Below are 23,844 nucleotides of genomic sequence, written 5' to 3' on the forward strand. Positions count from 1 at the left end.
GCGTTCCTTGATGGGCTGCTGAAGAGGGGTGAATGATGCGAGATAAGCGTGAACTTCTCTTCAGCTTCCTGGGAAAGGAAACCATCTCGCCTGCTGCTAACAAGGCAGGCGGCAGTGTCAAGAAGCTTGGTGACAACCTCCAAGACACCGAGGATGCTGCCAAGAAGCTTGACCGGGAAATGGATCTGGTCAAGGGCAGCCTTGCTGATCTGGCGGTGCAGTTCGCTCGCACTGATGACGCGGCACAGCGAGTAGACCTCGTCAAGGGGATGCGCGACCAGCAGCGAGAGTTGTCCAAGCTGGTCAAGGCTAAGAAGTTCCTTCCGGACCTGTCGGATGCCGGTGACTCTGCCGCTAAGGGCTTCGCTGCCTCGTTCGTAGGTCGGCTAGGCCCTCTGGTTGCCAGTGCCCCTCTGGGGCCTGCTGGTGCTGCTGCTGGTGGGGTGCTCGCCGCTAGCGCTGCTCCTGTCATCGGTGGAGCTGTAGCGGCTGCCCTGGTTGGTGGAGCTGCTACCGGTGGTGTCATCGGGGGCTTGACGCTCGCTGCCAAGGACCCTCGGGTGAAGGCCGCTGGGTCGAGTCTTGGTCAAGCCGTCATGGACGACCTTGAGGACTTCTCAGAGGTCTTCGTCTCCCCGGCCGTTGAAGGCATCGGCATCATCCGCCAGGAGTGGAAGGCAGCCTCCGGAGACGTCAAGGGCATCCTCGATGCCTCAGCCCGGTACGTCGTCCCCCTGACCCGTGGCCTGACTGGACTTGCTCGGGAAGCTCTCCCGGGAATCCGTGAGGCTGTCGTCAAGGCCGCTCCGGTTATCCGAGAGATCAGCACTGGCCTCCCTCGCCTCGGTCGTGCCATCGGAGATGTCTTCTCGGACTCTGCCGATAACGCCGATGATGCGGCGGCTGCCATTCATGGCGTCTTCCTGGCACTTGAGCAAGTCGTCCGTATCGGTGGAACTGCCGTCAACACTCTGACGAGCATGGTTGAGCCGGTCGCCAAGGTGGGACAAGCGACGTCCCGTGTCCAGGACTTCCTTCTTGGCTGGATTCCTGGCCTCGGCGAGGTCACGAATTCCTGGGTCGAAAACTGGGATTCGATGGCTAACGCCCACAACGAGGCGACTGCCGAAATGGCAAGGCAGCAAGATTTCCTCAGGAAGAACCTCGGCGCGTCTGCGGACGCTGCCAGAGGCCAGGCTTCAGCCCTGGACGAACTAGCCGATGAGCTTCGTGCTCAGACCGATCCTGCGTTCGCTCTCATCGAGGCTCAGAACGACCTCAAGGAAGCCCAGCAGGGCTACAACGAAGCCGTCAGTGAGCATGGCCGGAAGTCCCCTGAGGCTCAAGAAGCCCTCCGGAAGATGGCTCTTGCCGCTATCGCTGTGCAGTCTGCTACTGGTGCCGCTGCTGGCACGATGAACGGAAGTTTGTCTCCTGCCCTTCTGGCGACCCTTCGATCCGCTGGGTTCACCGAGGCCGAACTTCGGGACCTTGAGAAGCAGTTCAAGACGGCTAAGGCTGCCGGTGAGAAGTTCGCTAAGAACTACCAGGCGACAGTCACGACGGTTTACCGCGAGGTCGGCCGCGCCGTTCCGATCACCAACGAATACCAGTCTGGGATTGGTGGACGAGCCAAGGGTGGACCGGTTAAGGCCGGGACGCCGTACATCGTCGGTGAAGAAGGACCTGAGCTAATTACTCCGAGCCGTGATGGCTACGTGCACACTGCCAAGGAAACCGCTCGGATGATGGCCGGTAGCCGTAGTGCTGGCTCCCCTATGGCGTTCACTGGCGGACATCCCTCTGAACAGACCGTACGCCTGATCATCGAAGGTACCGGCGTTCTTGATGGGCTGCGTAAGGAAATCAAAATTCAGGGCGGCGACGTCCAAACGGTACTGGGGGTGTGACTATGGCTTTCCCTCTCATAGGTGAGCTGTACGCAGGCTCCCTAGGCTGGGTGGATATCACCTCCGATATTCGTCAGGGTTCTGCTAGCTCCGGTGGAGCAATCACGATCACCCGTGGTCGATCCTCCGAGGGCCAGCAGACCGCCCCTGGTCGATGCTCGTTCGTCCTCAACAACCGTCATGGCCGTTACAGCCCACGTAATCCACGAAGTGACTACTACGGGCTCATCGGCCGGAATACTCCTGTCCGCTTGAGTCTCAAGCTCTATGAGGACACCTTCACCCGGACCGTCACGGGTGGTCTTGGAACCGCTGACAGCGGTCAACTCTGGACGGTAGGAGTTCCCTCCGGATGGAACGTCACCACCGGTGAGGCTTCATACACGTTCCCTGGTGACAACACCGTTGAGAACATCATTCTGAATAACACCATCTGCGTTGACTCTGATCAGGTTATCGACGTCACTCCGTCTGCGCTGATGGCCGGTTCTTCCTGCGTCATCGGATTCCTTGCCCGTACTGACTTGACGGCAGCGAACGGCTATTGGCTACGCGCGGAGTTCGACCCAGACGGGTTCATGACCGCGAAGATTGCCAAGCGGGAAGCGATGTTCAGCACGACGCTTGTAGCTTCGAGTGTGGGTGTGCCGTACACCGGAGGAACGACAGTTCGTGTCAGGGCCTCTGTGGTGGGATCTCGGCTTGCCATCAAGATATGGCCTGCTTCCGATCCCGAACCTCGGGAATGGAACTTGACCACCACTGACCGGAGCTTTACTGGGGCGGGGTTGGTCGGAATGAGGTTTTGGCTCGTTGGTGGAAACACCACTAGCCCTCTTCCTACGGTCTCCTTCGATAACTACCAAGCCGTTGAGCCTCGGTTCCATGGGGAGATTTCGTCTTGGCCTGCACGATGGGACGTCACTGGAAATGACGTCTGGGTGCCCGTCGAGGCGTCAGGGCTTCTACGTCGGCTGAACCAGGGGCAGAAGCCGTTGAGTTCGCCGATCTTCCGCAACCTCAGCCAGCATAGACCCACTGGATATCTGCCCCTGGAAGATGGATTCGATAGCACCGCCCCGGCTAGTGGCATTTCGGCTGGCCACCCCGGGCAAGCGATCGATGTGAGTTTCGCTGCCGACGACTCCCTACCTGGAGCAGTTACAGCAGCGAAGTTGACTTCAGGCACGTCCAGCATCGTCCTGACGAACAAGCCAACGATCAGCAATGACGCTTGGTCTGTGCTGTTTTATTTCAAGATGGATCCTCTACCGGCTTCACCTCAGGTGCTAGCGAGAATCAAATCAACGGGCACTGTGACTGAATGGGTATTGACAGTAGGCAGCACAAACTTCCGGTGGGTTGGTACTGACGCATCAGGTAGTACTCGATTCGATGAGTCAACCACCTTTGGTACAGGCGCTGAGCCTACCGACTGGGTTGCTATGCAACTGAACGTCAGCCGCACAGGCGGAAACATCGACGCTTACGCTTTTTGGTACGGCCTTGGGATGACGTCATTCTACACCGCCGGTCACGGCGTCACCGACTACTCTGGAATTCTCGGAAAAGTGGCGTCGGTAACCATCGGGTCTGCCGGCCTGCCGGCCACCTCAGTTGCTCATGTCGCTGCCTTCGATAAGATCATTCCCTTCATTGACTGGGAATTCATCAACTCGACCAACGGCTACATCGGTGAGACTGCGGGGCGCAGAATCCTTCGGCTGAGCGCCGAGAACGGAACTCCTGTTGACGTCGTGGGAGACCCCGACGACACGGAGCCTATGGGGCGACAGAAGGTCGGCACCTTCAAGGATCTCATCAACACCTGCGTTGCCGTTGATGGCGGAATCCTGACCGAGGTCAGGAACGACTTGGCGCTGTCCTACCGAACGAGATCCAGCATGTACAACCAATCGTCGGTAGGGCTGTCTTACGCGGCTGGTCACATCTCTGAGCCCTTCGAACCTGTCGAGGATGACGACTTCCTGAGGAACGACGTCACAGTCAGTCGTGACGGTGGATCGTCTGCCAGGGTGGCCCTTGAGTCAGGGCCGTTGTCGATCCTTCCGGCCCCTGACGGTGTAGGCGTCTACGACGAAGCCCTGAGTCTCAACCTTGCCTACGACGACCAAGCGGAGCAGCATGCCGCCTGGCGGATGCACCTCGGGACTGTCGATGAGGCTCGCTACCCGAGGGCGAGGGTCAACCTCGCCTCTGAGGCGTTCACCACCGATCCTGTGCTCACCAGGCAGGCAGCAGCGCTGGACTGTGGCGACCTTCTGTCGATCGATGACCTCCCGGACTGGCTGCCACCTGGCCCTGTGCCGTTGATGATCCAGGGCTACACAGAACGCCTGGATGCGTTCTCTCGGGACATCACCTGGAACGCCACTCCCGGGTCAGTGTGGTCGGTGGCGACCGTTGAGGGTGAGCAGAGGGTTGATTCTGATTCCTCTGTCCTGGCTGCTGGCATTGGCAGCAGCGACACGAGCTTCGCTGTTTCGTCTGATTCTGACGAACTCTGGACCACTGACCCTGCCCAGTTCCCGCTAGACATCCTGGTTGGCGGTGAACAAATGACTGTCTCCGCTATCAGCAGCACATCGAGCCCCCAGACCTTCGCGGTTACTCGTGCGGTCAATGGTGTCGTCAAGGCACACAGTGCGGGTGCGTCGGTCCATGTAGCTAATCCAGCAATCTTAGGTTTGTGAGGCAGATATGCCATTTCTAGCGGGAGAAAGACTATCAGCGGCGCGGCTCAACAGGGTTCAGCCGGCAGTTCACGAGGCAAGCGCTACAGGCATGCTGGGTGTGACCAGCACGGTAACTGACGTCCCGGGTGCCAGTATCACGCTAAGCACCACAACTGCTGGTGCGAGATACATCGTTGACGGCTCGTTCGATATCAGTCAGCTTGCCACCACGAACAACGACATCACTGGGTGGCTTGACGTTGACGGCGCTTTGGCCGGTCGGGCTGTGTCGATTGGTGGTCAGGTGTTCGGTGACCGAGCGACAGGCGCTCAGACATGGGTAGGGACGCTGCCTGCGGCTGGAAGCCATACCTTCAAGCTGCGTGCGTCAACCACCACGGCAGGCCAGTACCAGGTCAACCAGACAAACACTTCACTGGTCATCATGATTTTCGAAGTGGTGTGATCGGTTGGACGCAAACACTGTCGCCATAGTCGTCGGGGTTCTTGGATTCCTCGGGGGCGGCTGGGGCTATTTAGCCCAGCGTAAGACCGCCAAAGAAAACCGAGAGCTACAGAAGCAACAGGTTGAGGCCCAGTCGTACGAGCGAGCCAGGAAGCACTACGACGAGATCATTGATGATCTGACCGCTCATATCACCTGGCTCAAGCAGGAGCTTGCTGAGCGAACCACTGAGAACGAAAAGCTCAAGGCTCGCATCGAGGCTCTTGAGAAGACTATTGAGGCGCTGAGGAATGCCAGCGTCATTGTGATCGAGCCCCCGGAGGGCTCGGATGGGATTAAGCGATGAAGATTAGCCCGTACGCTAAGGCGTGGGTAACTGCCGTCAGTTCGGTTGTCACTGCAACCTCTGCCGCTTTCGCGGATGATGTCCTGGGCAACAACGAGGTTGCCGGGCTTGCATCAACCCTGGTCCTGGCTGCCTTGGGCGTGTACGCCGTCTACAAAGTTCCGAACACGCCGGAGGCGTAATGGCTTGGTACCTCAACCGGGCCTTGAGCAATTTCCGGAATGAGGTCAACAGCCGGTGGCCCAACCGGGATAAGACCTCTGACGGGACCATCGGTGACAAGGCTCACCAGAACACCAACTCGGATCACAACCCTGACTCAGACGGCTCTGTGGACGCCTGGGATATGGATGTCGACGGAGTTGACGTCTGGGCTTGCATTAGTGCGGCTATCGCCCATGAGGCGACGCAGTACATCATCTATAACCGCCGGATCACTTCGCGCAACAAGCCTGGGGGGCTTGGTGCTTGGCACCCGTACACGGGTGCGAACCCCCACGATAAGCACGTTCACTTCAACACTCGGTCGAGTCATGAGAATTCGACCAAGGGATGGTTTCCGGAGGAAGACATGCCCCTCGATAACACCGACGTCCAGAAGATGTGGACGTGGGATCTTGTTAATGGTCCCGCCAAGGAGGAGGCGTACAAGGTGGTTCTTCGAGCTGCCAACAGCGCCACTGCCGCAGTCACCGAGGTTCGTGCCCTCGGTGCGAAGGTGGATCAGATCTTTGCTACGCCTCCAGGCTCGGTGACCATCACCGATGAACAGCTTGAGCGGGTGCTGCGGAAGGTCATTGGCTCGGTAGACGAGGTGTAAAGCAGAAACCCCCTGCCATTTCGGCAGGGGGTTTCTTCCGTTTATGGGTGTCGCTGTGGAGGTCTTATCCTCCCATCGCTTACGGCTGCCGTAAGCACTCGCAGCCCTGTTCGCTGGACGAAGATCCTTCTCTTCGCGGTAGCCGTTCCCTTCGCGTCAAGCTGGTATCCGTCCAACCACAGCCACCCGTCGTAGGTGATCCAGTCCGTCACTACCTTGATCAGTCTGAAACTCATGGGCTCCGTGAACTGGACGCTTGCCTCCTTGGTCACGAGCAGAACGTCACCCGGGTTGAGCTTCACTGGGTCTTCCTGTCTCGCCAGGCCCTCAGGGTCTCCCCCGCCTCCACGAGGCGGCTACACGAGCCGTCTGGCTGACACCTCGTGCAGACGTTTCGATGGTGGAAGTCGATGACGAACCCTGCCATCTGAACCAAGAAGGGCGGCTCAGGCCGCCGTTCGAGGGTGGGGCCGTAGCTCCTCTGGTTCGGCCTGGCAGGCCGGGGGTTGCCGTCTCGCTGGCCGTAGCGGGTTGCAGGCTGCACTACGTCAGTCGGCTCTGAGGAGCGCTGAAACCACTTCCACCTAGTCACGTCGCCTCCTGCGCCCTGTCCGGGGTCCCTCATGCGTCCATCCTGCCCCGCCTGTTTACTCACGTCAACGCATCGAGCCGTTGTAGCGGTGCAACGGCAAGGCGCTGCCTACCGTCTGGGACGTGGAGCAGGTGGAGCTTGTGGGTGCGGCGGAGATCCGCGTGATGTTGGGGAACGTGTCCCGACAGCGCGTGAACGTCGTCATCAACTCGAAAACGTTCCCCGATCCGTATCAGGTCCTCGTGATGGGGAAGGTGTGGAACAAGCGGGACGTAGAGCGTTGGATCGCCGAGAACCGGCCCCACTTGCTTGCGAGCGACGAAGAGCCCTAAGCTGTCTGCACTTCAGCGCTGAGGACTCCTAACCGGGTGCCCTGCAAACGACAGCCCTGAAAGCCACTGAGAGCCCCACCCTTACCCAGGGTGGGGCTCTCAGTGCTATGCGCTCAGATTGGATCTCAGGGGGCTACAGAGCCCTTCAGGAGGGCGTGACGTAGTAGATGACGTTCGCTCCTGAGTCCAAGTAGATAGTCATGACCTCATTGCCGAAGAGCGGCTTCAGGGCCGAGGTAGGGAAATCGCCGTATCGCTCGGTGAACTCTTCATCGGTGAGCCAGACAAAGAAGGGCTTTGCGGTGGTGGCAGTGCTCATAACGTCCACTCCTTGATGATTCGATTGAGCGAGCGCCGTCCGCGCTCAATTAGCTCTTCTGGGGTTGGGGGATTGACTGAGTGCTCGTGGCCGCCTTCCGGCCAGTAGCCAGGCATGTAAACCGGTCTGGGATCGCCATAGGCGGTAACGTCAATGACGGACTCTGGCTCTACGCCGCACTGCCAGCAGCGGAGTTCTGTCATGCCGACGCCCGCCGGGCCGCCCACCCTCGAATGACGTTCTCCCGCTGCGTCACTGGTTCCAAGTGCTCTGGGTTGACGCACAGGCCGAGACCAGTGCAACCACGGCTAATGACGTGGTCCACAACTTGATCGGGGCTCAGGCCGTGGTAGACCTCAGCCACCAGGCGGTGAACGAGGATGTTCTTGCTGCCCATACGGATGACGCCGTAGATGTTGTTGGGGGTCGCGTTCGCCGCTCCCTGCCAGAAGAGGCATCCGGTGTCAGGGTCTTCGATGGTGCGCTCAAGCACCCATGCCGCAAGTTCAGTGCGACTCAGGCCAAAGGGCCGGTAGGTGCGACCTCCGTAGTACGGGTTCGGGTTGTGTCGAGTATCAGTGTTCATGGGCTCTCCTATTTAGTTGTGGGAACACAAAGGGGGCCGCTGCCGAAGCAGCGACCCCCTCACTTGGGGCTATTGAGTTGTCAGAACAAGAGGTAGTTCACAGGGCCGTAGCCGCAGAACACCACGACAGCGAACAGCCCGGCGAACGCCATCTGCCGAGAGGTAGGGATGTGGTCTCGGAGGTTCATGCCTGCTGCCTCAGGGCAAGCATCCGGCTCGTGTCTTCAGTGAAGGCCACAGAGTGACGTTCCAGCCTGCGGAACAGCTCGATGATGGCGGCGAACCGTAGGAAGACGTCGCCGGCCTGGTCAAGGTCACGGATCGCCTCGTGAGGCCCGTCGTAGTCGTACACGTCCGGGAAGGGGTCGTAGTTGTCGATAAAGTCGTCGTAGTCGTCGTGGCCCATGAAGCTGCTCACCTCGTCACCCTCACGTCCTGAGCGGTGCGCGAGTCGCACCAGGCGTACGACTCGGGTTCCCTGGGGGATGCGCTGCTGGTCACAAGCTCTCCTCACGAGGTCAGCCGATCGTATGAATCCGACCGGCACGAGGTTTCCCGGTGGGAGCGGCAACTGCGCGTCCCCGGCGAGTTCTGGCTGGGCTGGCTCGCCGTCGTCCTCGCGGTGCCGGCCGACCTGCTGGCCACCGCCGCGGCCCGCACCCGCAGCCTCGGTCCGCCGCCGGCCTTCGGCGGGTCCCGGCCCCGGGCGGCGCTGCTCGCCCTGGCCCAGCGCTGGCTCGCCGACCCGCGCGCCGTGCTGCTGCCCGGCACACCCACCCGGCCCGCCGTCCGGGGCGACGGCGCCGGGCCGGTACGGCTGGCGGAGCTGCGCCGGCTCGACGACCTCGTCGGCGGGGCCGACCTGGCCGGGCTCGGGGCGTACCGGCTGGGACGGGCGGTGCGGGCGCTGTCCGGGTGCGCCCCCGCCGCACGCCCGCGGCTGCTGCCCGAGCTGGCCGAGTCCGCCCAGCTCGCCGGCTGGCTCGCCGCGGACGCGGGGGACGCCGCCGGCGCCCTGCACGCGTACCGGCTGGCACTGCGCGCCGCCGCGACGGCCGGCGACCCGTCGCTCGCCGGGCACGTGCTCGGCTCGGCCAGCCACCTGCTCACCGGCGTCGGCGACCCGGAGGGCGCGCTGGTGCTGGCCCGCACCGCGTACGCCGGGGCACGGCGGTCGGCCAGCCCCGGCCTGCGTGCCCTGCTGCTGCACCGGGTGGCCCTGGCCGCGGCGCTCGGTGGCCGGGCGGGGGCGGCCCGGCAGGCGCTCGACGCGGCCCGCCGGGTGACCGACGCGCCGGAGCCGGGCCGGGAGCCGCCGTGGCTCTACTGGCTCGACGGGCCGGAGTTGGCGGCGATGACCGGCCGCGCGCTGGTCGCTCTGGGCCGACCGCTCCCGGCCGAGGCGCCGCTGCACGCCGTCCGGCGGCGCGGCCCCCGCACCTCCGCGATCTACGGCGGCTGGCTGGCCCGGGGCTACCTGCAACTCGGCGAGGTGGAGCGGGCCTGCGCGGTGGCCGGCGAGGCGCTGCTCGACGCGGTCCGCGCCGGGTCGCCCCGCGCACTGGGCCAACTGGCCGACGTACGCCGGCGGCTGGCCGGGCACGGCGACGAGCCGGCCGTCCGGCGGTACCGGGCGCTCGCCGCCGCGGCGGCTCCGTACCTGCCCCGGCCGGGGCCGCCACCTGGGCCGGCCGGCAGGCAGGCTCCCACGTGGCGTGCGGCGCGTCGGCCCCCCGGTGCCGCGACGGGGTCGACCCCGACCGGCTAGCGTCGTGGCGTGACCCACGCTGCTCCTGTTTCCCCCGTCGACCGCGCCGGGCTGCGTCAACGGATCGACAAGGCCCTGACCGAGTTCCTGGCGAGCCAGCGCGCCTGGATGGCCGGGGTCGACGACGCCCTGGCTCCGCTCGCCGAGGCGATCGAGGCGTTCGTCCTCGGCGGCGGCAAGCGACTGCGCCCGGCGTTCGCCTACTGGGGGTTCCGGGGAGCCGGCGGGGTGGACACCGACCAGGTGGTCACCGCCCTGGCCGCGTTGGAGTTCGTGCAGGCCAGCGCGCTCATCCACGACGACCTGATGGACCGGTCCGACACCCGGCGCGGCGAGCCGGCGGTGCACCGGCGGTTCGCGGCCCGGCACCGGGCGTCCGGCTGGGGCGGCGACGCGGACGGCTTCGGCGACGCGGCGGCGATCCTGCTGGGCGACCTGTCCCTGGTCTGGTCCGACGCCCTGCTGCACTCCGCCGGGCTGGACCCGCGCACGGTGGCCCGGGCCCGGCCGGTCTTCGACGCCATGCGCACCGAGGTCACCGTCGGCCAGTACCTCGACGTGCTGACCCAGGTCACCGGGGACACCTCGGTAGAGCGGGCCGGCAAGGTCGCCCGCTACAAGTCGGCGAAGTACACGGTCGAACGGCCGCTGCTGCTCGGCGCCGCGCTGGCCGACGCGCCGGCGGAGGTCCGGACGGCGTACTCCGCGTACGGGCTGCCGCTGGGCGAGGCGTTCCAGCTCCGCGACGACGTGCTGGGGGTCTTCGGCGATCCCGCCCAGACGGGCAAGCCGGCCGGTGACGACCTACGTGAGGGCAAGCGGACCTACCTGGTGGCGGCGGCCCTGGAGACGACCGACGGGGCGGGCCGGGAACTGCTGCTCGGCGGGCTCGGCGACCCCGGGCTGGACGAGGCCGGGGTCACCCGGCTGCGCGAGCTGATCGACGGCAGCGGGGCGCTGGCGCGTACGGAGCAGCGGATCGGTGTGCTGACCGACACCGCGCTGGCGGCGCTGGCCGCCGTCGACCTGGACACCGAGGCCCGGCAGGCCCTGGTCGACCTGGCCATCGCCGCCACCCGCCGCGCCGACTGACCGCCCCACCCGCGCCGCGCCGACTGACCCGCTGACCGGCCCACCCGCGCGAAGGCGAGTGGTGGGGGGCCGGGGTCAGAAGCCCAGGGCCTGGGCCCGGCGCTTCACCTCGCGGGCCTGGTCGCCGGCGAGCGCCTTCGCGGGGGCGCCGCCCGGCAGGGTGTCGTCCGGCTCGTAGAGCCAGCGCAGCGCGCCCTCGTCGTCGTAGCCCCCGTCGGCCAGGAGGTTGAGCACGCCGGGCAGGTGCTTCAGCACCGTCTGGTTGGCCACCAGGTCGGCCGGTATCCGGCGGACGCCGTCGCGGCGTACCGCGATCAGCTCCCGGTCCCGGATCATCTGGTGGACCTTGCTGATCGACACGTCGAGGCGCTCGGCCACGTCCGGCAGGGTCAGCCAGTCGGCGGCGTCGGCGGGGCCGGCGAGTTCGGGGCCGGGCACGGCCCGGTCGGCGGGTACTGAGTCGGTCACCGGACCACCCTGCCATGTCCCGCCCGGTCGGCGTCAACGGCACCCCCGCGAGCCGGCTGAGCAGGGCCGGCAGGGGAAGCGAGTGCGGCGGGGCAATCCTGGTCGCACCCCATCTGTAGCATCCTGTTCAACCTTCACCCCCTGGACACATAGACTCCCTGCCGATGGACACACAGGTCGCCGACACGTTGCTGGGCTCGCTGATCGACGGGCGCTACCGCATCCGCGGTCGCGTGGCCCGTGGCGGCATGGCGACCGTGTACACCGCCACCGACGAACGCCTCGAGCGCACCGTCGCACTCAAGATCATTCATCCGTCTCAGGCCCCGGAACCACGGGCGCGGACGGCGGGCTTCGTGGAGCGGTTCACCGACGAGGCGAAGACCATCGCCCGGCTGACCCACCCCAACGTCGTCGCGGTCTACGACCAGGGCACCCACTCGGGCCTGCCCTACCTCGTGATGGAGTACGTCCGCGGTCGCACCCTGCGCGACGTGCTCGCCGAGCGGCGCCGACTCAACCCCGACGAGGCGCTGGCCATCGCCGAGCAGATGCTCGCCGCGATCGCCGCCGCGCACCGGGCGGGGCTGGTGCACCGCGACGTGAAGCCGGAGAACGTGCTGGTCGCCGAGGCCCCCACCGGCGGCGCGGCCAACCTGGTCGACAGCGTCGTCAAGGTCGCCGACTTCGGGCTGGCCCAGGCGGTCGAGGCGAGCGCCGACGAGGAGAACGGCAACCAGTTGATGGCCACGGTCGCGTACGTGGCCCCGGAGCTGGTCACCGACGGGCACGCCGACCCCCGCACCGACGTCTACTCCGCCGGCATCGTGCTGTTCGAGATGCTCACCGGTCGGGTGCCCTACGACGGGGACCGTCCGGTCGACGTCGCCTGGCAGCACGTCGACAACGACGTCCCGACGCCGTCGACCCTGGTGCCCGGCCTGCCCAAGGCGCTCGACGAACTGGTCGCCCGGGCCACCCGGCGTGATCCGGGCGCCCGGCCGACCGACGCCGGCGCGTTGCTGGCCGAGGTGCAGGCGGTCCGGGACGACCTGGGCGACGCGAACACGCGTACCGCCGTGTTGCGCCGGGTGTCCGACGAGCCGATGGCCGGGCCGACCATGATGGTCGCGGCGGTCCAGCCGGCCCAGCGGCCCGCCTGGGCCCGGCTGCCCGAGGGCGCCGCCCCCCGGGCGGGCCGTCGCCGGGCCGAGCCCGACGAGGACGAGAGCCTGTGGTCGCGGCTGTCCGCGCTGCGCACCCGGGTGATGGGCGACCCGCGCGGCCGCCGGGCCGTCATCGCCGCCGCGGTGGTGCTGGTCCTGCTGGTCGCCGGCGGCGGCTGGTGGCTGGCGGCCGGACGCTACACGGAGGCCCCGCAGCTGGTGGCGATGACCAAGGCCGACGCGGAGGCGCAGGCCGCCCGCGTCGGGGTCGTCCTCAGCTACGCCGATCCGCGCTACGACGAGAAGGTCCCGAAGGACGCCGTCCTGGCGCAGGACCCGGCCTCGGCCACCCGGATCGTCAAGGGCGGCACGATCACGCTGACCCTCTCGCTGGGGCCGGAGCGTTTCCCGGTGCCCGACGTGGTGGGCAAGGAGTTCGAGCTCGCCGAGGCGGACCTGCTCGACGCGAAGCTGGTGGTGGCGAAGGGCACGGCCCGCTACGACGACAACCTGCCCGCGGGCGTCGTGCTGGAGACCAACCCGAAGGTCGGCGCCGAGGTGAAGCCGGGCGACAAGGTCACGGTCGTCCTCAGCAAGGGCAAGGCCCCGATCTCCGTGCCCAACCTGGTCGGCAAGAGCCTGGGTGAGGCCAAGACGATCCTCGCCCAGCTGGGCCTGGAGCTGGTGGAGCCCACCTACAAGGACTCCGACAAGCCCAAGGACGAGATCCTCGGGCAGAGCCCGGCCGACGGCACCGGGGTGGAGCGGGGAGCGAAGGTCAAGCTGGAACTCAGCAAGGGCCCGCCGCTGGTCGCCGTGCCCCGGGTCATCGACCTGCCCTGCCAGCAGGCCAAGCAGCTCCTGGAGAGCCAGGGCTTCCCGGTGGCGATCCAGTTCAACCCGAACGGCATCACCCGGTTCCAGAACCCGCCGGAGAACACGCAGGTGCCGCCGGCCACCCCGGTCACCCTCGGATGCATGTAGCGATGCCGGCACCACAGCGGCTGGTCGGCTCGCACACGCCCACCTCCGGCGGCCTGGCGAGGGCCGCCCTGCCGTACGCCGACGCGGCCGGCTCGCGGGTCGTGCAGGTCTACGTGTCCAACTCGCGGGGCTGGGCGCTGCCGCCCGGCGACCCGGCCCAGGACGTGGCGTTCCGCGACGGCTGCGGCGAGCGGGGCGTGCCCGTCTTCATCCACGCGTCCCTGCTGGTCAACCTCGGCTCCCCCACCGCCAACACGGTCGAGCGGTCGGCCGAGACGCTCGCCCACGCGCTGCGCCGGGGCCGGGCGATCGGCGCCGAGGGCGTGGTCTTCCACGCCGGCAGCGCGGTCGACGAGGGGTACGCCGAGGCCGCCATGCGGCAGGTACGCGAGACGCTGCTGCCGCTGCTCGACGAGGCGGCGGCAGCGGACGGCCCGCGGCTGCTGGTCGAGCCGAGCGCGGGTGGCGGTCGCTCGCTCGCCTCGCGCGTGGAGCAGCTCGGGCCCTACCTCGACGCGGTGGAACGGCACCCCTGGCTCGGGGTCTGCTTCGACACGTGCCACGCCTGGGCCGCGGGGCACGACCTGGCGGTCGAGGGCGGCATGACCGCGACGCTGGACACGCTCGTGGCGACGGTCGGGGCCGACCGGCTTCGACTGGTGCACGCGAACGACTCGAAGGACCTCTGCGGCTCCACCCGGGACCGGCACGAGAACATCGGCAAGGGCACCATCGGCGAGCCGGCGTTCGCCGAGCTGATGGCGCATCCGGCCACCGCCGGCGTCCCGGTCGTGGTGGAGACGCCGACGGAGAAGCACGTCGGCCACGCCGCCGACATCGCCACCCTCAGGCGCCTGCACCCCTGACGCGGGGCCGGCGAGGCGGTCAGCCCCGCAGGACGCGGGTGAGGACCTCGACGGCGCGATCGATGCCGGCGTCGTCGACGTCCAGGTGGGTGACCAGGCGGGCGGTGCGGGGGCCGAGCACCGAGACCAGGACGCCCTCGGCGCGGGCGGCGGCGGCCAGGGCGTGCGCGTCCAGCGGCGCCTTGGTCAGGTCCAGCGGCACCAGGTTGGTCCGGACGGTCGTGGCCAGCACCCCGAACGGGGCGATCGCCTCGGCGAGCCGGGCCGCCTTCGCGTGGTCGGCGGCGAGCCGGTCGACGTGGTGGGCCAGCGCGTACCGGCCGGCGGCGGCCAGGATGCCCGCCTGCCGCATCCCGCCGCCCATCCGCTTGCGGATCACCCGGGCTCGCGCGATCTTGTCGGCGCTGCCGACGACCAGCGAGCCGACCGGCGCGCCGAGCCCCTTGGAGAGGCAGACCGACAGGGTGTCGAAGAGGGCGCCGTACCCGGCCAGCGGCACGCCGTCGGCGACGTGCGCGTGCCAGATCCGGGCCCCGTCGCAGTGCAGGGCCACGCCCGCGTCGTCGGCGATCCGGCGCAGCTCGCGCAGGGTGGCCAGCGGGATCACCCCGCCGCCGCCCCGGTTGTGGGTCTGCTCGACGGCGATCGCCCGGGTGGGGACCGCGTGGTAGCCCTCGGGACGGACCATCGCGGCGACGACGTCCGGGTCGATGTCCGCGCCCACCGGTGACCAGGTCCGCGAGGAGATGCCGCCGTACGCCGCAGCGGCCCCGATCTCGTACGTCACCACGTGCGCGTCGGCGTCGCAGAGCAGTTCGTCGCCCGGCGGCACCACCAGTTGCAGGGCGATCTGGTTGGCCATCGACCCGCTCGGGGCGAACAGCGCCGCCTCGTGCCCGAACAGCGCGGCGACCTCGGCCTCCAGCGCGTTGACGGTCGGGTCCTCGCCGTAGACGTCGTCGCCGACGTCGGCGGTGGCCATCGCCTCCCGCATCCCCGGCGTGGGCCGGGTCACGGTGTCCGAACGAAGATCGACGAATACGTCAGCCACTGTCATCCCTTCGGCTGCCGACTGCGGGGCTCGCAAGCTCACTCCTCGCGTCAGCCACAGCAATCCCTCCGGCCAACGACTGCGGGGCTCGCAAGCTCACTCCTCGCGTCAGCCACGGAGCATCTCCGCCACGAGGAAGGCCAGCTCCAGCGACTGCTGGGTGTTCAGTCGCGGGTCGCAGGCGGTCTCGTAGCGGCCGGGCAGGTCGAGGTCCTCGATGCCCTGGGCGCCGCCGAGGCACTCGGTGACGTCCTCACCGGTCAGCTCGACGTGCAGGCCGCCCGGGTGGGTCTCCAGGCCCCGGTGCACCTCGAAGTAGCCGAGCACCTCGTCGACGATGCGGTCGAAGTGCCGGGTCTTGTAGCCGTTGGACGACTCGTGCGTGTTGCCGTGCATCGGGTCGCACTGCCAGACCACCTTGGCGCCGGCGGCGGTCACCTTCGCCACGATCGGCGGCAGGGCGTCGCGGACCCGGTGGTTGCCCATCCGGCTGATCAGGGTGAGCCGGCCGGGGACGTTCTCCGGATTGAGCTTCTCGCAGAGCTCGATGGCCTCGTCCGGGGTCGTCGTCGGGCCGAGCTTCACGCCGATCGGGTTGGCGATGCGGGAGATGAAGTCGATGTGCGCCCCGTCGATCTGCCGGGTGCGCTCGCCGATCCACAGGAAGTGCCCGGACAGGCCGTACGCCCGGCGGTCGGAGACCCGGGTCAGCGCCCGGTCGTACTCCAGGGCGAGGGCCTCGTGCGAGCAGTAGAGGGTGACGGTGCGCAGCGCCTCGTCGTCGGTCATCCCGCAGGCCCGGATGAAGGCCAGCGCCCGGTCGATCTCGCGAGCGATCGCCTCGTAGCGCTCGCCGGCCGGGGAGTTCTTGACGAAGCCCTTGTTCCAGTCGTGCACGGCGTGCAGGTCGGCAAGCCCGCCGGCCAGGTACGCGCGGAGCATGTTCATCGCGGCGGCCGAGTTCGCGTACGCCCGGATCATGCGCTGCGGGTCGGCGGCCCGCGCCTCCGGCGTCGCCTCCAGCGAGTTGATCATGTCGCCGCGGTAGGCCGGCAGCCCGCGCGCGTCGGTCGGCAACGACCGGGGCTTGGTGTACTGCCCGGCGACCCGGGCCACCTTGACCACCGGCAGCGAGGCGCCGTAGGTGAGCACGATCGCCATCTGGAGCAGGGTGCGGGCGTTGGCCAGCAGGTGGCTCTCGGTGTTGTCGACGAAGGTCTCCGCGCAGTCGCCGCCCTGGAGCAGGAAGGCCTTGCCCTCGCACACCAGCGCCAGCCGCTGCCGCAGTTGGTCGACCTCGTAGGGCGCCACCACCGAGGGCACGGTGTCGAGCACCTTGCAGACCTCGGCGACCTCCGCCGGATCCGGCCACGGCGGGATCTGTGTGCGCGGCAGCTCCCGCCAGCGGTCGAGGCCGAGGGCCGCGTCCTCGGCGGAGTCGACGGTCGGACGGCTGGTCTGCAGCCCAGGGCTGCCCACCGCGGGATGGCTCAGCTGATGCCACTCATGGCGCATGACAGAAAGCGTACGGCGGGCGGCCCGGCGACCGACCGGCGAGGGGGATGGTTCCGGCAGGTGAGAGCGGGCTCACCCGGAAGGCGGGTCAGGGGGTGGCGGCGGGGGCCGGGGTGTTGCCGCCCGGCGCCTCGGCGGCGATGCACCAGTCGGCGCCGTCGCGGGTGACCGTGAACAGCAGCGGCCGGGTGAGCGTGCGGGAGCCGGCGGCGACCGAGATCGACGTGCTCACCTCCTGGCCCCGGGGACCGGAGCGGATGTCGGTGATCTCGGCCTGCGGCACCGTGAAGTGGTCGGCGAAGTCGCCGTTGGGGCCGGTCGCGGCGGCGTCGAAGCTCTCCTGGAGGGCGGCGCAGAGCTGGCTGCGCCCGGCCGCGACGTCCTTGGCGGTCATCGCGTCGAGGTAGGCCTGCACCCGCTCGCGCGACTTCGTGGTGGCCTCCTCGGCCGGGGCCCGCCCGGGCTTGGTCGCCGGGTCCTCCTCCTCGCCGATGCCGCAGCCGAGCAGGACGAGGGGAAGGGTCCCGAGCAGCACGGCGCCCGCCGCGAGCCTCCCGCGCGTCGCGCGCATCGCCACCTCCGTCGCCGTGGACATCGAGCCCGTTGAGCGGCGAGTCTGTCACATCGACGCACGTGCCCGGACGCCGCCGCGCCCGGACCGCCCGGTCACCGGCACGCGACGGGCCCGTGACCGGACGCCCGGCCGGGCCGACGCGGGACACTCCCCCACCTCGGCCCGGACACAGCGGGCGGGGAGGGACCGGTGCGTGGTCCCTCCCCGCCGTGTGGGTGGTGCGTCGGCCCTCGGCTCAGCCGAGACCGCCCTTGATGGCGCCGATCAGCTCGCCGTTGCCGGTGTCACCGGAGAGCTCCCAGAAGAACGCGCCACCGAGGCCCTGGTTCTTCGCGTACGTCATCTTGCCGTTGATCGTGGAGGGGGTGTCGTAGCTCCACCAGTTGCTGCCGCACTTGGCGTACGCCGTGCCGGCGACGGTGCCGTTGGCCGGGCAGGTGTTCTTGAGGACCTTGTAGTCCTCGATGCCCTGCTCGTACGTGCCCGGGGCGGGGCCGGTGGCGGTGCCACCCGGGGCGGCCTGGGTCACCCCGGTCCAGCCCCGGCCGTAGAAGCCGATGCCGAGCAGCAGCTTGTCCGACGGGATGCCCTTGCTCTTGAGCTTCTGGATCGCCGCGTCGGACCAGAAGCCCTGCTGCGGGATGCCGGCGTACGAGGTGAGCGGGGAGTGCGGGGCGGTGGGGCCCTGCGCGTTGAAGGCGCCGAAGTAGTCGTACGTCATCGGCATGATCCAGTTGAGGTGCGTCGCGGCGCCGGCGTAGTCGGTGGCGTCGATCTTGCCGCCGTTGCTGCCGTCCGCCGTGATCGCGGCGGTGACCAGCGCGGAAGAGCCGAACTTCGACCGCAGCGCGCTGACCACGTTCTTGAAGGCGTTCGGGCCGCTGCTGTCGCAGGTGAGCCCGCAGGCGTTCGGGTACTCCCAGTCGACGTCGATGCCGTCGAAGACGTCCGCCCAGCGCGGGTCCTCGACCAGGTTGTGGCAGCTCTCGGCGAACGCGGCCGGGTTCTGCGCGGCCTGGGTGAAGCCGCCCGACCAGGTCCAACCGCCGAAGGACCAGATCACCTTCAGGTTCGGGTACATCTTCTTGAGCTTGCGCAGCTGGTTGAAGCTGCCGCGCAGCGGCTGGTCCCAGGTGTCGGCGACGCCGTCGACGCTGTCCGCCGCCGTGTAGGCCTTCTCGTAGTCGGCGTAGCTGTCACCGATGGTGCAGCGGCCACCGGTGGTGTTGCCGAAGGCGTACAGGATGTGGGTCAGCTTGGCGGCCGAGCCGCTCGTGTGGATGTTCTTCACGTGGTAGTTGCGGGCGTAGACGCCCCACTGCGCGAAGTAGCCGACGACCTTCTTGCCGCCCGGGCCCGGCGGCGGGGTGGTCGGCGGGGGCGTGGTCGGCGGCGCGGTGGTGGGCGGCGCCGTGGTCGGCGGGGTGGTGGTCGGCGGCGCGGTGGTGGGGGGCGGGGTGCCGCCGCCGCACGGCGCGCCGTTGATCGTGCAGTTCAGCGGCGCCCTGTACGCGCCGGTGCCGTTGTAGCCCCAGCTGAACGAGGCACCCGCCGCGATCGGGCCGGCCCAGCTCTTCTTGACGGCGACGTAGTGGTCGCCGGTGCGCGTGACGTCGGCGTCCCAGGAACTGCTGATGCTGGTGCCCGACGGCAGGTCGAACTCGATGCGCCAGGTGCTCACCGGGGCGCTCGTCCCGTTGGTGACGGTCACCCGCGTCTCGTGACCGGTCCCCCAGTCCTGTGCCTTGGCGAAGCCGGCGGTCACGCTGCCGGCGCCGAACGCACTGGCCATCGGGACCGTGGCGGCGGTCACCGCCATCACGGCGCCGACCCAGAGGGCCCGGCGGAGCGATCTCTTCATGCGGCGTCTCCCTAAACAGTTAGGAAACTTTCCAGATTGTTGGTGAGACGCTACTCACGCCGTCATCCATTCGTCAAGATGTCGATGTATCGATTTACCTTGGGAGCGCGACCAGCCCTCCGGCCGCTCCCCCGGGCGACGGCCCCGCGACGGCGCGTAGCCTCGACCCATGACCGTCTTCGACACCCGGATCGACGCCCTGGCCGGAGGTCCGGCCGACCTCGCGCGGTACCGCGGACGCGCCCTGCTGGTGGTCAACGTCGCCTCGCGCTGCGGCCTCACCCCGCAGTACGCCGGCCTCCAGGCGCTGCACGACGAGTACGCCGACCGCGGCCTGGTGGTGCTCGGCGTGCCCTGCAACCAGTTCGCCGGCCAGGAGCCGGGCACCGCCGCCGAGATCAGCGACTTCTGCCAGGTCAACTACGGGGTGACCTTCCCGCTCACCGAGAAGGTCGACGTGAACGGCCCCGGCCGCCACCCGCTCTACGCGGCGCTGGTCGACACGGCCGACGCGGAGGGCCACGCCGGCGACGTGCGGTGGAACTTCGAGAAGTTCCTCGTCGCCCCGGACGGCACGGTGGCGGCCCGGTTCGCGCCCACCGTCGAGCCCGGCTCGGCGGACCTGCGCGCCGCGATCGAGAAGGTGCTGCCCGCGGCGGTCTGAGGGCACCCGCCTCGGCCGTGCCGCTGTGTGCCGAACGGACTACGATCGGCGACATCTGGTCCGAGTGGAGGGGGCGGGATGTTCTTCGCGGTGCAGCCGGCGCTCACACCGGGCCAGATCCCGCCCGAGCACCACGTCAGCATCCAGCGTCCGCTCGACGCCGGTCGGGTGGTGCTCGACGCCGCCGTGCCCGACGACGTGCTGCGCGACCACGGCCACCTGCGGCACCTCCCACCGGCTCCCGGACACCTCGACGCCTCGGGGCGGCACCGCTTCACGCTGGAACACCTGCGCGGCCGGTTCGAGGACGCGACGTCCTACATCCGGATGTCGCCTGAGGACCTGCCGCCGTTCGCCCGGGAGCTCCTCGCGGCGGCCGGGCCGGTGGTGCTCGTCTGGACCGACCCGACCACCGGCGAGCGCGTCGAGCGGGTGGTCGTGGCGGTCCGGCGCGACGGCGATCCGGGCGGCCGGACGGGGCGCACCCCGCCCGGCCCCCGCCAGCCGTGACCCTCGCGCCTCAACCCCCGACGACGACGGCCCCGGTCGGATTGGCCAGCGCGGCCCGGATCGGGGCGAGCGCGGCGGCGAACTCGTCGAGCTCCCCGGCCTCCTCCCAGAGCTCGGCCAGCTCGGACCCGTCGGCGAGCACCCGGTCCAGCGCCCGCAGGGCCAGCGCCGGCAGCTCCGCGGAAAGCGTCAGACGCCCGCCGGCGGTGAGGAAGTCCGGCGCGTACGCCGAATCGACCGGCGGGCCGCCGGGAAGGTGCGCGGCGACCACCGCCGACGCCGCGACCGCCTTGGCGCCGGGCCACGAGTCCAGGAAGTCGCCCTCCCGCACCGCCTCGCGCAGCGCCAGCTCCACCAGCCGGGGCCGCCGCTCCGGCGACGCCTCGTCGAGGTCGGCGCACCAGTCCGCCGCCGCGTCGTTGTCGAACGGTCCCGCCGCCCACGTGCCCATCGCACTCCCCGTTCCGTGTTCGCAAGTGGAGGCAGGCTAGCCGCCGGGGCCGACATCGTTTCCGCCGTGACGCGTTGCGGGCCGCCCGGCGGGCGTTGTCCCGAAGCCGGCCCCCCGCGCCCGGGCCGGCAGTACGTTGGGCGGGCGGCGCACCGGACACCAGACGGAATTGTCGACCACACCGGTGGGGAATACCGTCACCGCGAACGGGGTTAGGGACCGACATGACAACTGTGGGACTGATCGGCAGTGGACACATCGGCGGCACGGTGGCGCGGCTGGCGGTGGCCGCCGGCTACGACGTGGTGCTGAGCAACTCGCGCGGCCCGGAGACCCTGAAGGATCTCGTCGAGGAGCTGGGCCCACGCGCCCGGGCGGCCACGGCCAGCGAGGCCGCGGAGGCCGGCGACCTGGTGGTCGTCACCATCCCGTTGAAGGCGTACCGGGACGTGCCGGTCGAGCCGCTGGCCGGCAAGCTCGTGCTGGACACCAACAACTACTACCCGGAGCGGGACGGCCGGTTCCCCGAGCTCGACTCGGGCTCCACCACCAGCAGCGAACTGCTCCAGCGGCACCTGCCGCAGTCGCGCGTGGTCAAGGTGTTCAACAACATCTTCTTCAAGCACCTGCACGCGCTGGCCCGGCCGACCGGGGCCGACGACCGCAGCGCGCTGCCCGTCGCCGGCGACGACGCGGGCGCGAAGGCGGAGGCCACCGCCTTCCTCGACCGGATCGGCTACGACGCCGTGGACGCCGGTACCCTCGCCGAGAGCTGGCGCTACCAGCCGGACACCCCCGCCTACGGGACCATCTACTCGGCCGACCCGGCGGACTGGGAGCGCGAGGCGCCGGCCGACGCCACCAGGGTGCGGGCCGCCCTGACCCAGGCCACCCGCTGAGCCGCCGCCCCTCCGGCCGGCGCCGCCGCACGTCCCTGGCCTGACGCACCACGGGCGCGGCCGACCGGACCGGATCAGAGCGGGCGGCGACCGGCGAAGCCGCACTCCATCCGGTGGTACCAGCGCACGTCGGTGTCCCCCTCCAGCCAGCACCAGAGCACCGGCCGGCCGTCGCGCTCACCGGGAAAGTCGAGCAGGACCGGCGCGATTCCCTTGACCTGGATGTCGTGGGAGTGCAACTCCTCGACGAGGGCGTGCAGCCGCGCCTCCAGCCCCTTGACCTCGGCGAGCCCGCCGAGTGGGCTGGCACCCCGGTCGGCCAGGTCGACGCGCAGCTCGGCCAGGTCGGCCCGCAGCCGGATCAGCTCGTCGACGCGCGGGCGCAGGGTGGCGATCAGGTGGCGGGCCTGGGCGAGGGTGAACACCGGGCCAGTATGGAGCACCGCCCGACCGGTGGGCCCGCACCACGCGCCGCCCGGGTGGCAGGTCCGTCAGCGCCGCCGGCCGGGCCCGTTCACCTCCGCTTTGTAGCTAACCTTCCTTGACGGGGCATCAACGTGTAGCTAAGTTTCGACCAAACCGACGGGAGGGTCGACATGGAGCGAAGGAAGTTCCTGGCCGGAGCGGGTGCGGTGACCGCGGGCGCGGTCGCGGCGACGGCACCCGGCGCGGCCGGTCACGCCGCGCCCGGCATCCGCCACGTGGAGACCGGGCTCGACGTGCTCGTCCGGTCCGACTTCGCCGAACTCGCCGGCCAGCGGGTCGGGGTGATCTCGAACCCCACCGGCGTGGACTCGGCCTACCGGCACCTGGTCGACCTGATGCACGCCTCCGGCACGGTCCGGCTGGCCGCCGCCTTCGGCCCCGAGCACGGCTTCCGCGGCTCGGCGCAGGCCGGCGGCAGCGAGGGCACCGGCATCGACGCCCGCACCGGGGTCACCGTCTACGACGCGTACGGCGCCTCGCTGGCCAAGTGGGAGACCATGTTCACCCAGGCCGGCGTCGACACCGTCGTCTTCGACATCCAGGACGTCGGCGCCCGCTTCTACACGTACATCTGGACCATGTACACCTCGATGATGGCCGCGGCCCGCGTCGGCAAGCGGTACGTGGTCCTCGACCGGCCGAACCCGGTCGGTGGCCGGGCCTACGGGCCGATGATGACCGCCGGCTACACCTCGGGGGTGGGCCTGAAGGAGATCGTCCAGCAGCACGGCATGACCGTCGGCGAGCTGGCCCGGTTCTTCAACGCCGAGTTCCTGCCCGCCGAGGCCGGCCGCCAGGTCGACCTGCACGTCGTGAAGTGCCGGCACTGGAAGCGCGACAAGCTGGCCGCTGACACCGACCTGCCCTGGGTGCTGCCCAGCCCGAACATGCCCACCACGGACACCGCGCTGGTCTACCCCGGCACCGGCCTGTTCGAGGGCGTCGCCTCGCTCACCGAGGGCCGGGGCACCTGCAAGCCGTTCGAGCTGATCGGCGGGCTGGCCGAGGACTTCGACTACCACTGGTCCGACCGGCTCAACGCCCGCGAGCTGCCCGGCGTCGAGTTCCGCGAGGCGTACTTCACGCCGACGTCCGCCGGGCAGAAGCCCGCGCTGCTCAACAAGCTCTGCGCCGGCGTCGAGGTCAAGGTCGTCGACCGCGCGAAGTACGACCCGATCCGCACGGCGGTCGCGATGCTGGTGGAGGCGCACAAGTACGAGGCGTTCGCGTGGCGGCGCGACTCGTGGGACACCGTGCGTCCGTACTGGATCGACAAGCTCACCGGGTCGCCGCGGCTGCGCACGATGATCGACGCGGGCGCCGACGTGGACGACGTGGTCGGCGCCTGGGCCGACGAGCTGGCGGACTTCGACCGCCGCCGCAAGCCCCACCTGCTCTACTGAGGACGTCCGGCCGTCCGTC

General features: G+C 68.8%; 25 protein-coding genes. 14 read left to right on the forward strand and 11 right to left on the reverse strand.

From position 1 onward, the window contains the following. Nucleotides 1-35 precede the first annotated feature (35 nt). The 5 genes from ACPXCB_RS10280 to ACPXCB_RS10300 all read left to right on the forward strand — a co-directional run bounded on the left by ACPXCB_RS10280 (nucleotide 36) and on the right by ACPXCB_RS10300 (nucleotide 6,238). Complete coding sequence (locus tag ACPXCB_RS10280) at nucleotides 36-1,910, forward strand: hypothetical protein (RefSeq protein ID WP_425874310.1); 1,875 nt, start codon at nucleotides 36-38, stop codon at nucleotides 1,908-1,910. Nucleotides 1,911-2,161: 251 nt separating this feature from the next. After that, a complete protein-coding gene (locus tag ACPXCB_RS10285; protein ID WP_425874312.1) occupies nucleotides 2,162-4,624 on the forward strand; it encodes a hypothetical protein in 2,463 nt (820 codons plus the stop codon). A gap of 100 nt (nucleotides 4,625-4,724) precedes the next feature. Then, on the forward strand, nucleotides 4,725-5,072 hold the full coding sequence (locus tag ACPXCB_RS10290) for a hypothetical protein (RefSeq protein ID WP_425874314.1): 348 nt from the start codon (nucleotides 4,725-4,727) through the stop codon (nucleotides 5,070-5,072). 4 nt (nucleotides 5,073-5,076) lie between these two features. Continuing rightward, nucleotides 5,077-5,418 (forward strand): hypothetical protein, encoded by a 342-nt coding sequence (locus ACPXCB_RS10295; RefSeq protein ID WP_425874316.1) that lies wholly within the window; start codon nucleotides 5,077-5,079, stop codon nucleotides 5,416-5,418. 181 nt (nucleotides 5,419-5,599) lie between these two features. After that, nucleotides 5,600-6,238: a hypothetical protein gene (locus tag ACPXCB_RS10300; RefSeq protein ID WP_425874318.1), complete on the forward strand. Its 639-nt coding sequence runs from the start codon at nucleotides 5,600-5,602 to the stop codon at nucleotides 6,236-6,238. Nucleotides 6,239-6,279: 41 nt separating this feature from the next. Here the strand turns inward: ACPXCB_RS10300 and ACPXCB_RS10305 are convergent, their stop codons facing one another. Beyond that, the gene (locus tag ACPXCB_RS10305; protein ID WP_425874320.1) at nucleotides 6,280-6,540 is read right to left on the reverse strand and encodes a hypothetical protein; all 261 of its coding nucleotides are present in this window, start codon (nucleotides 6,538-6,540) and stop codon (nucleotides 6,280-6,282) included. 412 nt (nucleotides 6,541-6,952) lie between these two features. Between ACPXCB_RS10305 and ACPXCB_RS10310 the strand changes: the two genes are divergently transcribed. Beyond that, on the forward strand, nucleotides 6,953-7,162 hold the full coding sequence (locus ACPXCB_RS10310) for a hypothetical protein (protein WP_425874322.1): 210 nt from the start codon (nucleotides 6,953-6,955) through the stop codon (nucleotides 7,160-7,162). A 145-nt stretch (nucleotides 7,163-7,307) separates the two neighbouring features. On the opposite strand, the gene ACPXCB_RS10315 is transcribed toward ACPXCB_RS10310, so the two are convergent. From ACPXCB_RS10315 to ACPXCB_RS10325, 3 genes are all read right to left on the reverse strand, one after another. Further along, complete coding sequence (locus tag ACPXCB_RS10315) at nucleotides 7,308-7,481, reverse strand: hypothetical protein (RefSeq protein WP_425874324.1); 174 nt, start codon at nucleotides 7,479-7,481, stop codon at nucleotides 7,308-7,310. Nucleotides 7,482-7,680: 199 nt separating this feature from the next. Then, a complete protein-coding gene (locus ACPXCB_RS10320; protein WP_425874326.1) occupies nucleotides 7,681-8,067 on the reverse strand; it encodes a hypothetical protein in 387 nt (128 codons plus the stop codon). Nucleotides 8,068-8,251: 184 nt separating this feature from the next. Then, nucleotides 8,252-8,485, reverse strand: a complete 234-nt coding sequence (locus ACPXCB_RS10325) for a hypothetical protein (RefSeq protein WP_425874328.1) — start codon at nucleotides 8,483-8,485, stop codon at nucleotides 8,252-8,254. Between the two features lie 24 nt (nucleotides 8,486-8,509). Between ACPXCB_RS10325 and ACPXCB_RS10330 the strand changes: the two genes are divergently transcribed. Together ACPXCB_RS10330 and ACPXCB_RS10335 are read left to right on the forward strand one after the other, a co-directional pair. Next, nucleotides 8,510-9,835, forward strand: a complete 1,326-nt coding sequence (locus ACPXCB_RS10330) for a helix-turn-helix domain-containing protein (protein ID WP_425874330.1) — start codon at nucleotides 8,510-8,512, stop codon at nucleotides 9,833-9,835. A gap of 9 nt (nucleotides 9,836-9,844) precedes the next feature. Then, nucleotides 9,845-10,927 (forward strand): polyprenyl synthetase family protein, encoded by a 1,083-nt coding sequence (locus ACPXCB_RS10335; RefSeq protein ID WP_425874332.1) that lies wholly within the window; start codon nucleotides 9,845-9,847, stop codon nucleotides 10,925-10,927. 75 nt (nucleotides 10,928-11,002) lie between these two features. Here ACPXCB_RS10335 and ACPXCB_RS10340 read toward each other — a convergent pair whose 3' ends face one another. After that, nucleotides 11,003-11,395, reverse strand: coding sequence for an Rv2175c family DNA-binding protein (locus ACPXCB_RS10340; protein WP_425874334.1), 393 nt, complete (start codon nucleotides 11,393-11,395; stop codon nucleotides 11,003-11,005). 164 nt (nucleotides 11,396-11,559) lie between these two features. On the opposite strand from ACPXCB_RS10340, the gene pknB reads away from it, so the two are divergent. Beyond that, nucleotides 11,560-13,545 carry a Stk1 family PASTA domain-containing Ser/Thr kinase gene (pknB, locus tag ACPXCB_RS10345; protein WP_425874335.1) on the forward strand — a complete coding sequence of 662 codons (1,986 nt, stop codon included), beginning with the start codon at nucleotides 11,560-11,562 and terminating at the stop codon, nucleotides 13,543-13,545. Between the two features lie 2 nt (nucleotides 13,546-13,547). Further along, the gene (locus ACPXCB_RS10350; RefSeq protein ID WP_425874337.1) at nucleotides 13,548-14,411 is read left to right on the forward strand and encodes a deoxyribonuclease IV; all 864 of its coding nucleotides are present in this window, start codon (nucleotides 13,548-13,550) and stop codon (nucleotides 14,409-14,411) included. Between the two features lie 19 nt (nucleotides 14,412-14,430). Here ACPXCB_RS10350 and ACPXCB_RS10355 read toward each other — a convergent pair whose 3' ends face one another. From ACPXCB_RS10355 to ACPXCB_RS10370, 4 genes are all read right to left on the reverse strand, one after another. After that, the gene (locus tag ACPXCB_RS10355; protein ID WP_425874339.1) at nucleotides 14,431-15,468 is read right to left on the reverse strand and encodes a threonine aldolase family protein; all 1,038 of its coding nucleotides are present in this window, start codon (nucleotides 15,466-15,468) and stop codon (nucleotides 14,431-14,433) included. A gap of 102 nt (nucleotides 15,469-15,570) precedes the next feature. Then, nucleotides 15,571-16,977 (reverse strand): class II 3-deoxy-7-phosphoheptulonate synthase, encoded by a 1,407-nt coding sequence (locus ACPXCB_RS10360; protein ID WP_151456989.1) that lies wholly within the window; start codon nucleotides 16,975-16,977, stop codon nucleotides 15,571-15,573. Nucleotides 16,978-17,065: 88 nt separating this feature from the next. Further along, the gene (locus ACPXCB_RS10365; RefSeq protein ID WP_327029149.1) at nucleotides 17,066-17,548 is read right to left on the reverse strand and encodes a hypothetical protein; all 483 of its coding nucleotides are present in this window, start codon (nucleotides 17,546-17,548) and stop codon (nucleotides 17,066-17,068) included. A gap of 238 nt (nucleotides 17,549-17,786) precedes the next feature. Then, entirely contained in the window at nucleotides 17,787-19,412 is a 1,626-nt protein-coding gene (locus tag ACPXCB_RS10370) for a glycosyl hydrolase family 18 protein (protein ID WP_425874341.1), read from the reverse strand. Nucleotides 19,413-19,581: 169 nt separating this feature from the next. Here ACPXCB_RS10370 and ACPXCB_RS10375 point away from each other — a divergent pair, with 169 nt between their 5' ends. Both ACPXCB_RS10375 and ACPXCB_RS10380 read left to right on the forward strand, forming a co-directional pair. Beyond that, a complete protein-coding gene (locus ACPXCB_RS10375) occupies nucleotides 19,582-20,076 on the forward strand; it encodes a glutathione peroxidase (RefSeq protein ID WP_425874343.1) in 495 nt (164 codons plus the stop codon). A 78-nt stretch (nucleotides 20,077-20,154) separates the two neighbouring features. Next, nucleotides 20,155-20,586, forward strand: a complete 432-nt coding sequence (locus ACPXCB_RS10380; protein ID WP_425874345.1) for a hypothetical protein — start codon at nucleotides 20,155-20,157, stop codon at nucleotides 20,584-20,586. A gap of 10 nt (nucleotides 20,587-20,596) precedes the next feature. Here ACPXCB_RS10380 and ACPXCB_RS10385 read toward each other — a convergent pair whose 3' ends face one another. Then, nucleotides 20,597-21,037: a DUF4259 domain-containing protein gene (locus ACPXCB_RS10385; protein ID WP_425874347.1), complete on the reverse strand. Its 441-nt coding sequence runs from the start codon at nucleotides 21,035-21,037 to the stop codon at nucleotides 20,597-20,599. 95 nt (nucleotides 21,038-21,132) lie between these two features. Here ACPXCB_RS10385 and ACPXCB_RS10390 point away from each other — a divergent pair, with 95 nt between their 5' ends. Beyond that, nucleotides 21,133-21,936: an NAD(P)-binding domain-containing protein gene (locus ACPXCB_RS10390; RefSeq protein ID WP_425874504.1), complete on the forward strand. Its 804-nt coding sequence runs from the start codon at nucleotides 21,133-21,135 to the stop codon at nucleotides 21,934-21,936. A 74-nt stretch (nucleotides 21,937-22,010) separates the two neighbouring features. On the opposite strand, the gene ACPXCB_RS10395 is transcribed toward ACPXCB_RS10390, so the two are convergent. Continuing rightward, complete coding sequence (locus ACPXCB_RS10395) at nucleotides 22,011-22,361, reverse strand: DUF2203 domain-containing protein (RefSeq protein ID WP_151454549.1); 351 nt, start codon at nucleotides 22,359-22,361, stop codon at nucleotides 22,011-22,013. Between the two features lie 171 nt (nucleotides 22,362-22,532). Here ACPXCB_RS10395 and ACPXCB_RS10400 point away from each other — a divergent pair, with 171 nt between their 5' ends. Then, nucleotides 22,533-23,825, forward strand: a complete 1,293-nt coding sequence (locus ACPXCB_RS10400; RefSeq protein ID WP_425874349.1) for an exo-beta-N-acetylmuramidase NamZ family protein — start codon at nucleotides 22,533-22,535, stop codon at nucleotides 23,823-23,825. Nucleotides 23,826-23,844 lie beyond the last annotated feature (19 nt).

This window comes from Micromonospora sp. DT62, from assembly GCF_049847285.1.
In the GTDB taxonomy this organism is placed as follows: domain Bacteria; phylum Actinomycetota; class Actinomycetes; order Mycobacteriales; family Micromonosporaceae; genus Micromonospora; species Micromonospora reichwaldensis.

What these genes read in the sequence shown, in the direction of transcription:
- ACPXCB_RS10365 (WP_327029149.1), bottom strand. Translation starts at nt 17,548, where the DNA reads ATGCGCGCGACGCGCGGGAGGCTCGCGGCGGGCGCCGTGCTGCTCGGG.
- ACPXCB_RS10375 (WP_425874343.1), top strand. Translation starts at nt 19,582, where the DNA reads ATGACCGTCTTCGACACCCGGATCGACGCCCTGGCCGGAGGTCCGGCC.
- ACPXCB_RS10400 (WP_425874349.1), top strand. Translation starts at nt 22,533, where the DNA reads ATGGAGCGAAGGAAGTTCCTGGCCGGAGCGGGTGCGGTGACCGCGGGC.
- ACPXCB_RS10320 (WP_425874326.1), bottom strand. Translation starts at nt 8,067, where the DNA reads ATGAACACTGATACTCGACACAACCCGAACCCGTACTACGGAGGTCGC.
- pknB (WP_425874335.1), top strand. Translation starts at nt 11,560, where the DNA reads ATGGACACACAGGTCGCCGACACGTTGCTGGGCTCGCTGATCGACGGG.
- ACPXCB_RS10385 (WP_425874347.1), bottom strand. Translation starts at nt 21,037, where the DNA reads ATGGGCACGTGGGCGGCGGGACCGTTCGACAACGACGCGGCGGCGGAC.
- ACPXCB_RS10355 (WP_425874339.1), bottom strand. Translation starts at nt 15,468, where the DNA reads ATGACAGTGGCTGACGTATTCGTCGATCTTCGTTCGGACACCGTGACC.
- ACPXCB_RS10380 (WP_425874345.1), top strand. Translation starts at nt 20,155, where the DNA reads ATGTTCTTCGCGGTGCAGCCGGCGCTCACACCGGGCCAGATCCCGCCC.
- ACPXCB_RS10315 (WP_425874324.1), bottom strand. Translation starts at nt 7,481, where the DNA reads ATGAGCACTGCCACCACCGCAAAGCCCTTCTTTGTCTGGCTCACCGAT.
- ACPXCB_RS10350 (WP_425874337.1), top strand. Translation starts at nt 13,548, where the DNA reads ATGCCGGCACCACAGCGGCTGGTCGGCTCGCACACGCCCACCTCCGGC.
- ACPXCB_RS10360 (WP_151456989.1), bottom strand. Translation starts at nt 16,977, where the DNA reads ATGCGCCATGAGTGGCATCAGCTGAGCCATCCCGCGGTGGGCAGCCCT.
- ACPXCB_RS10280 (WP_425874310.1), top strand. Translation starts at nt 36, where the DNA reads ATGCGAGATAAGCGTGAACTTCTCTTCAGCTTCCTGGGAAAGGAAACC.
- ACPXCB_RS10300 (WP_425874318.1), top strand. Translation starts at nt 5,600, where the DNA reads ATGGCTTGGTACCTCAACCGGGCCTTGAGCAATTTCCGGAATGAGGTC.
- ACPXCB_RS10370 (WP_425874341.1), bottom strand. Translation starts at nt 19,412, where the DNA reads ATGAAGAGATCGCTCCGCCGGGCCCTCTGGGTCGGCGCCGTGATGGCG.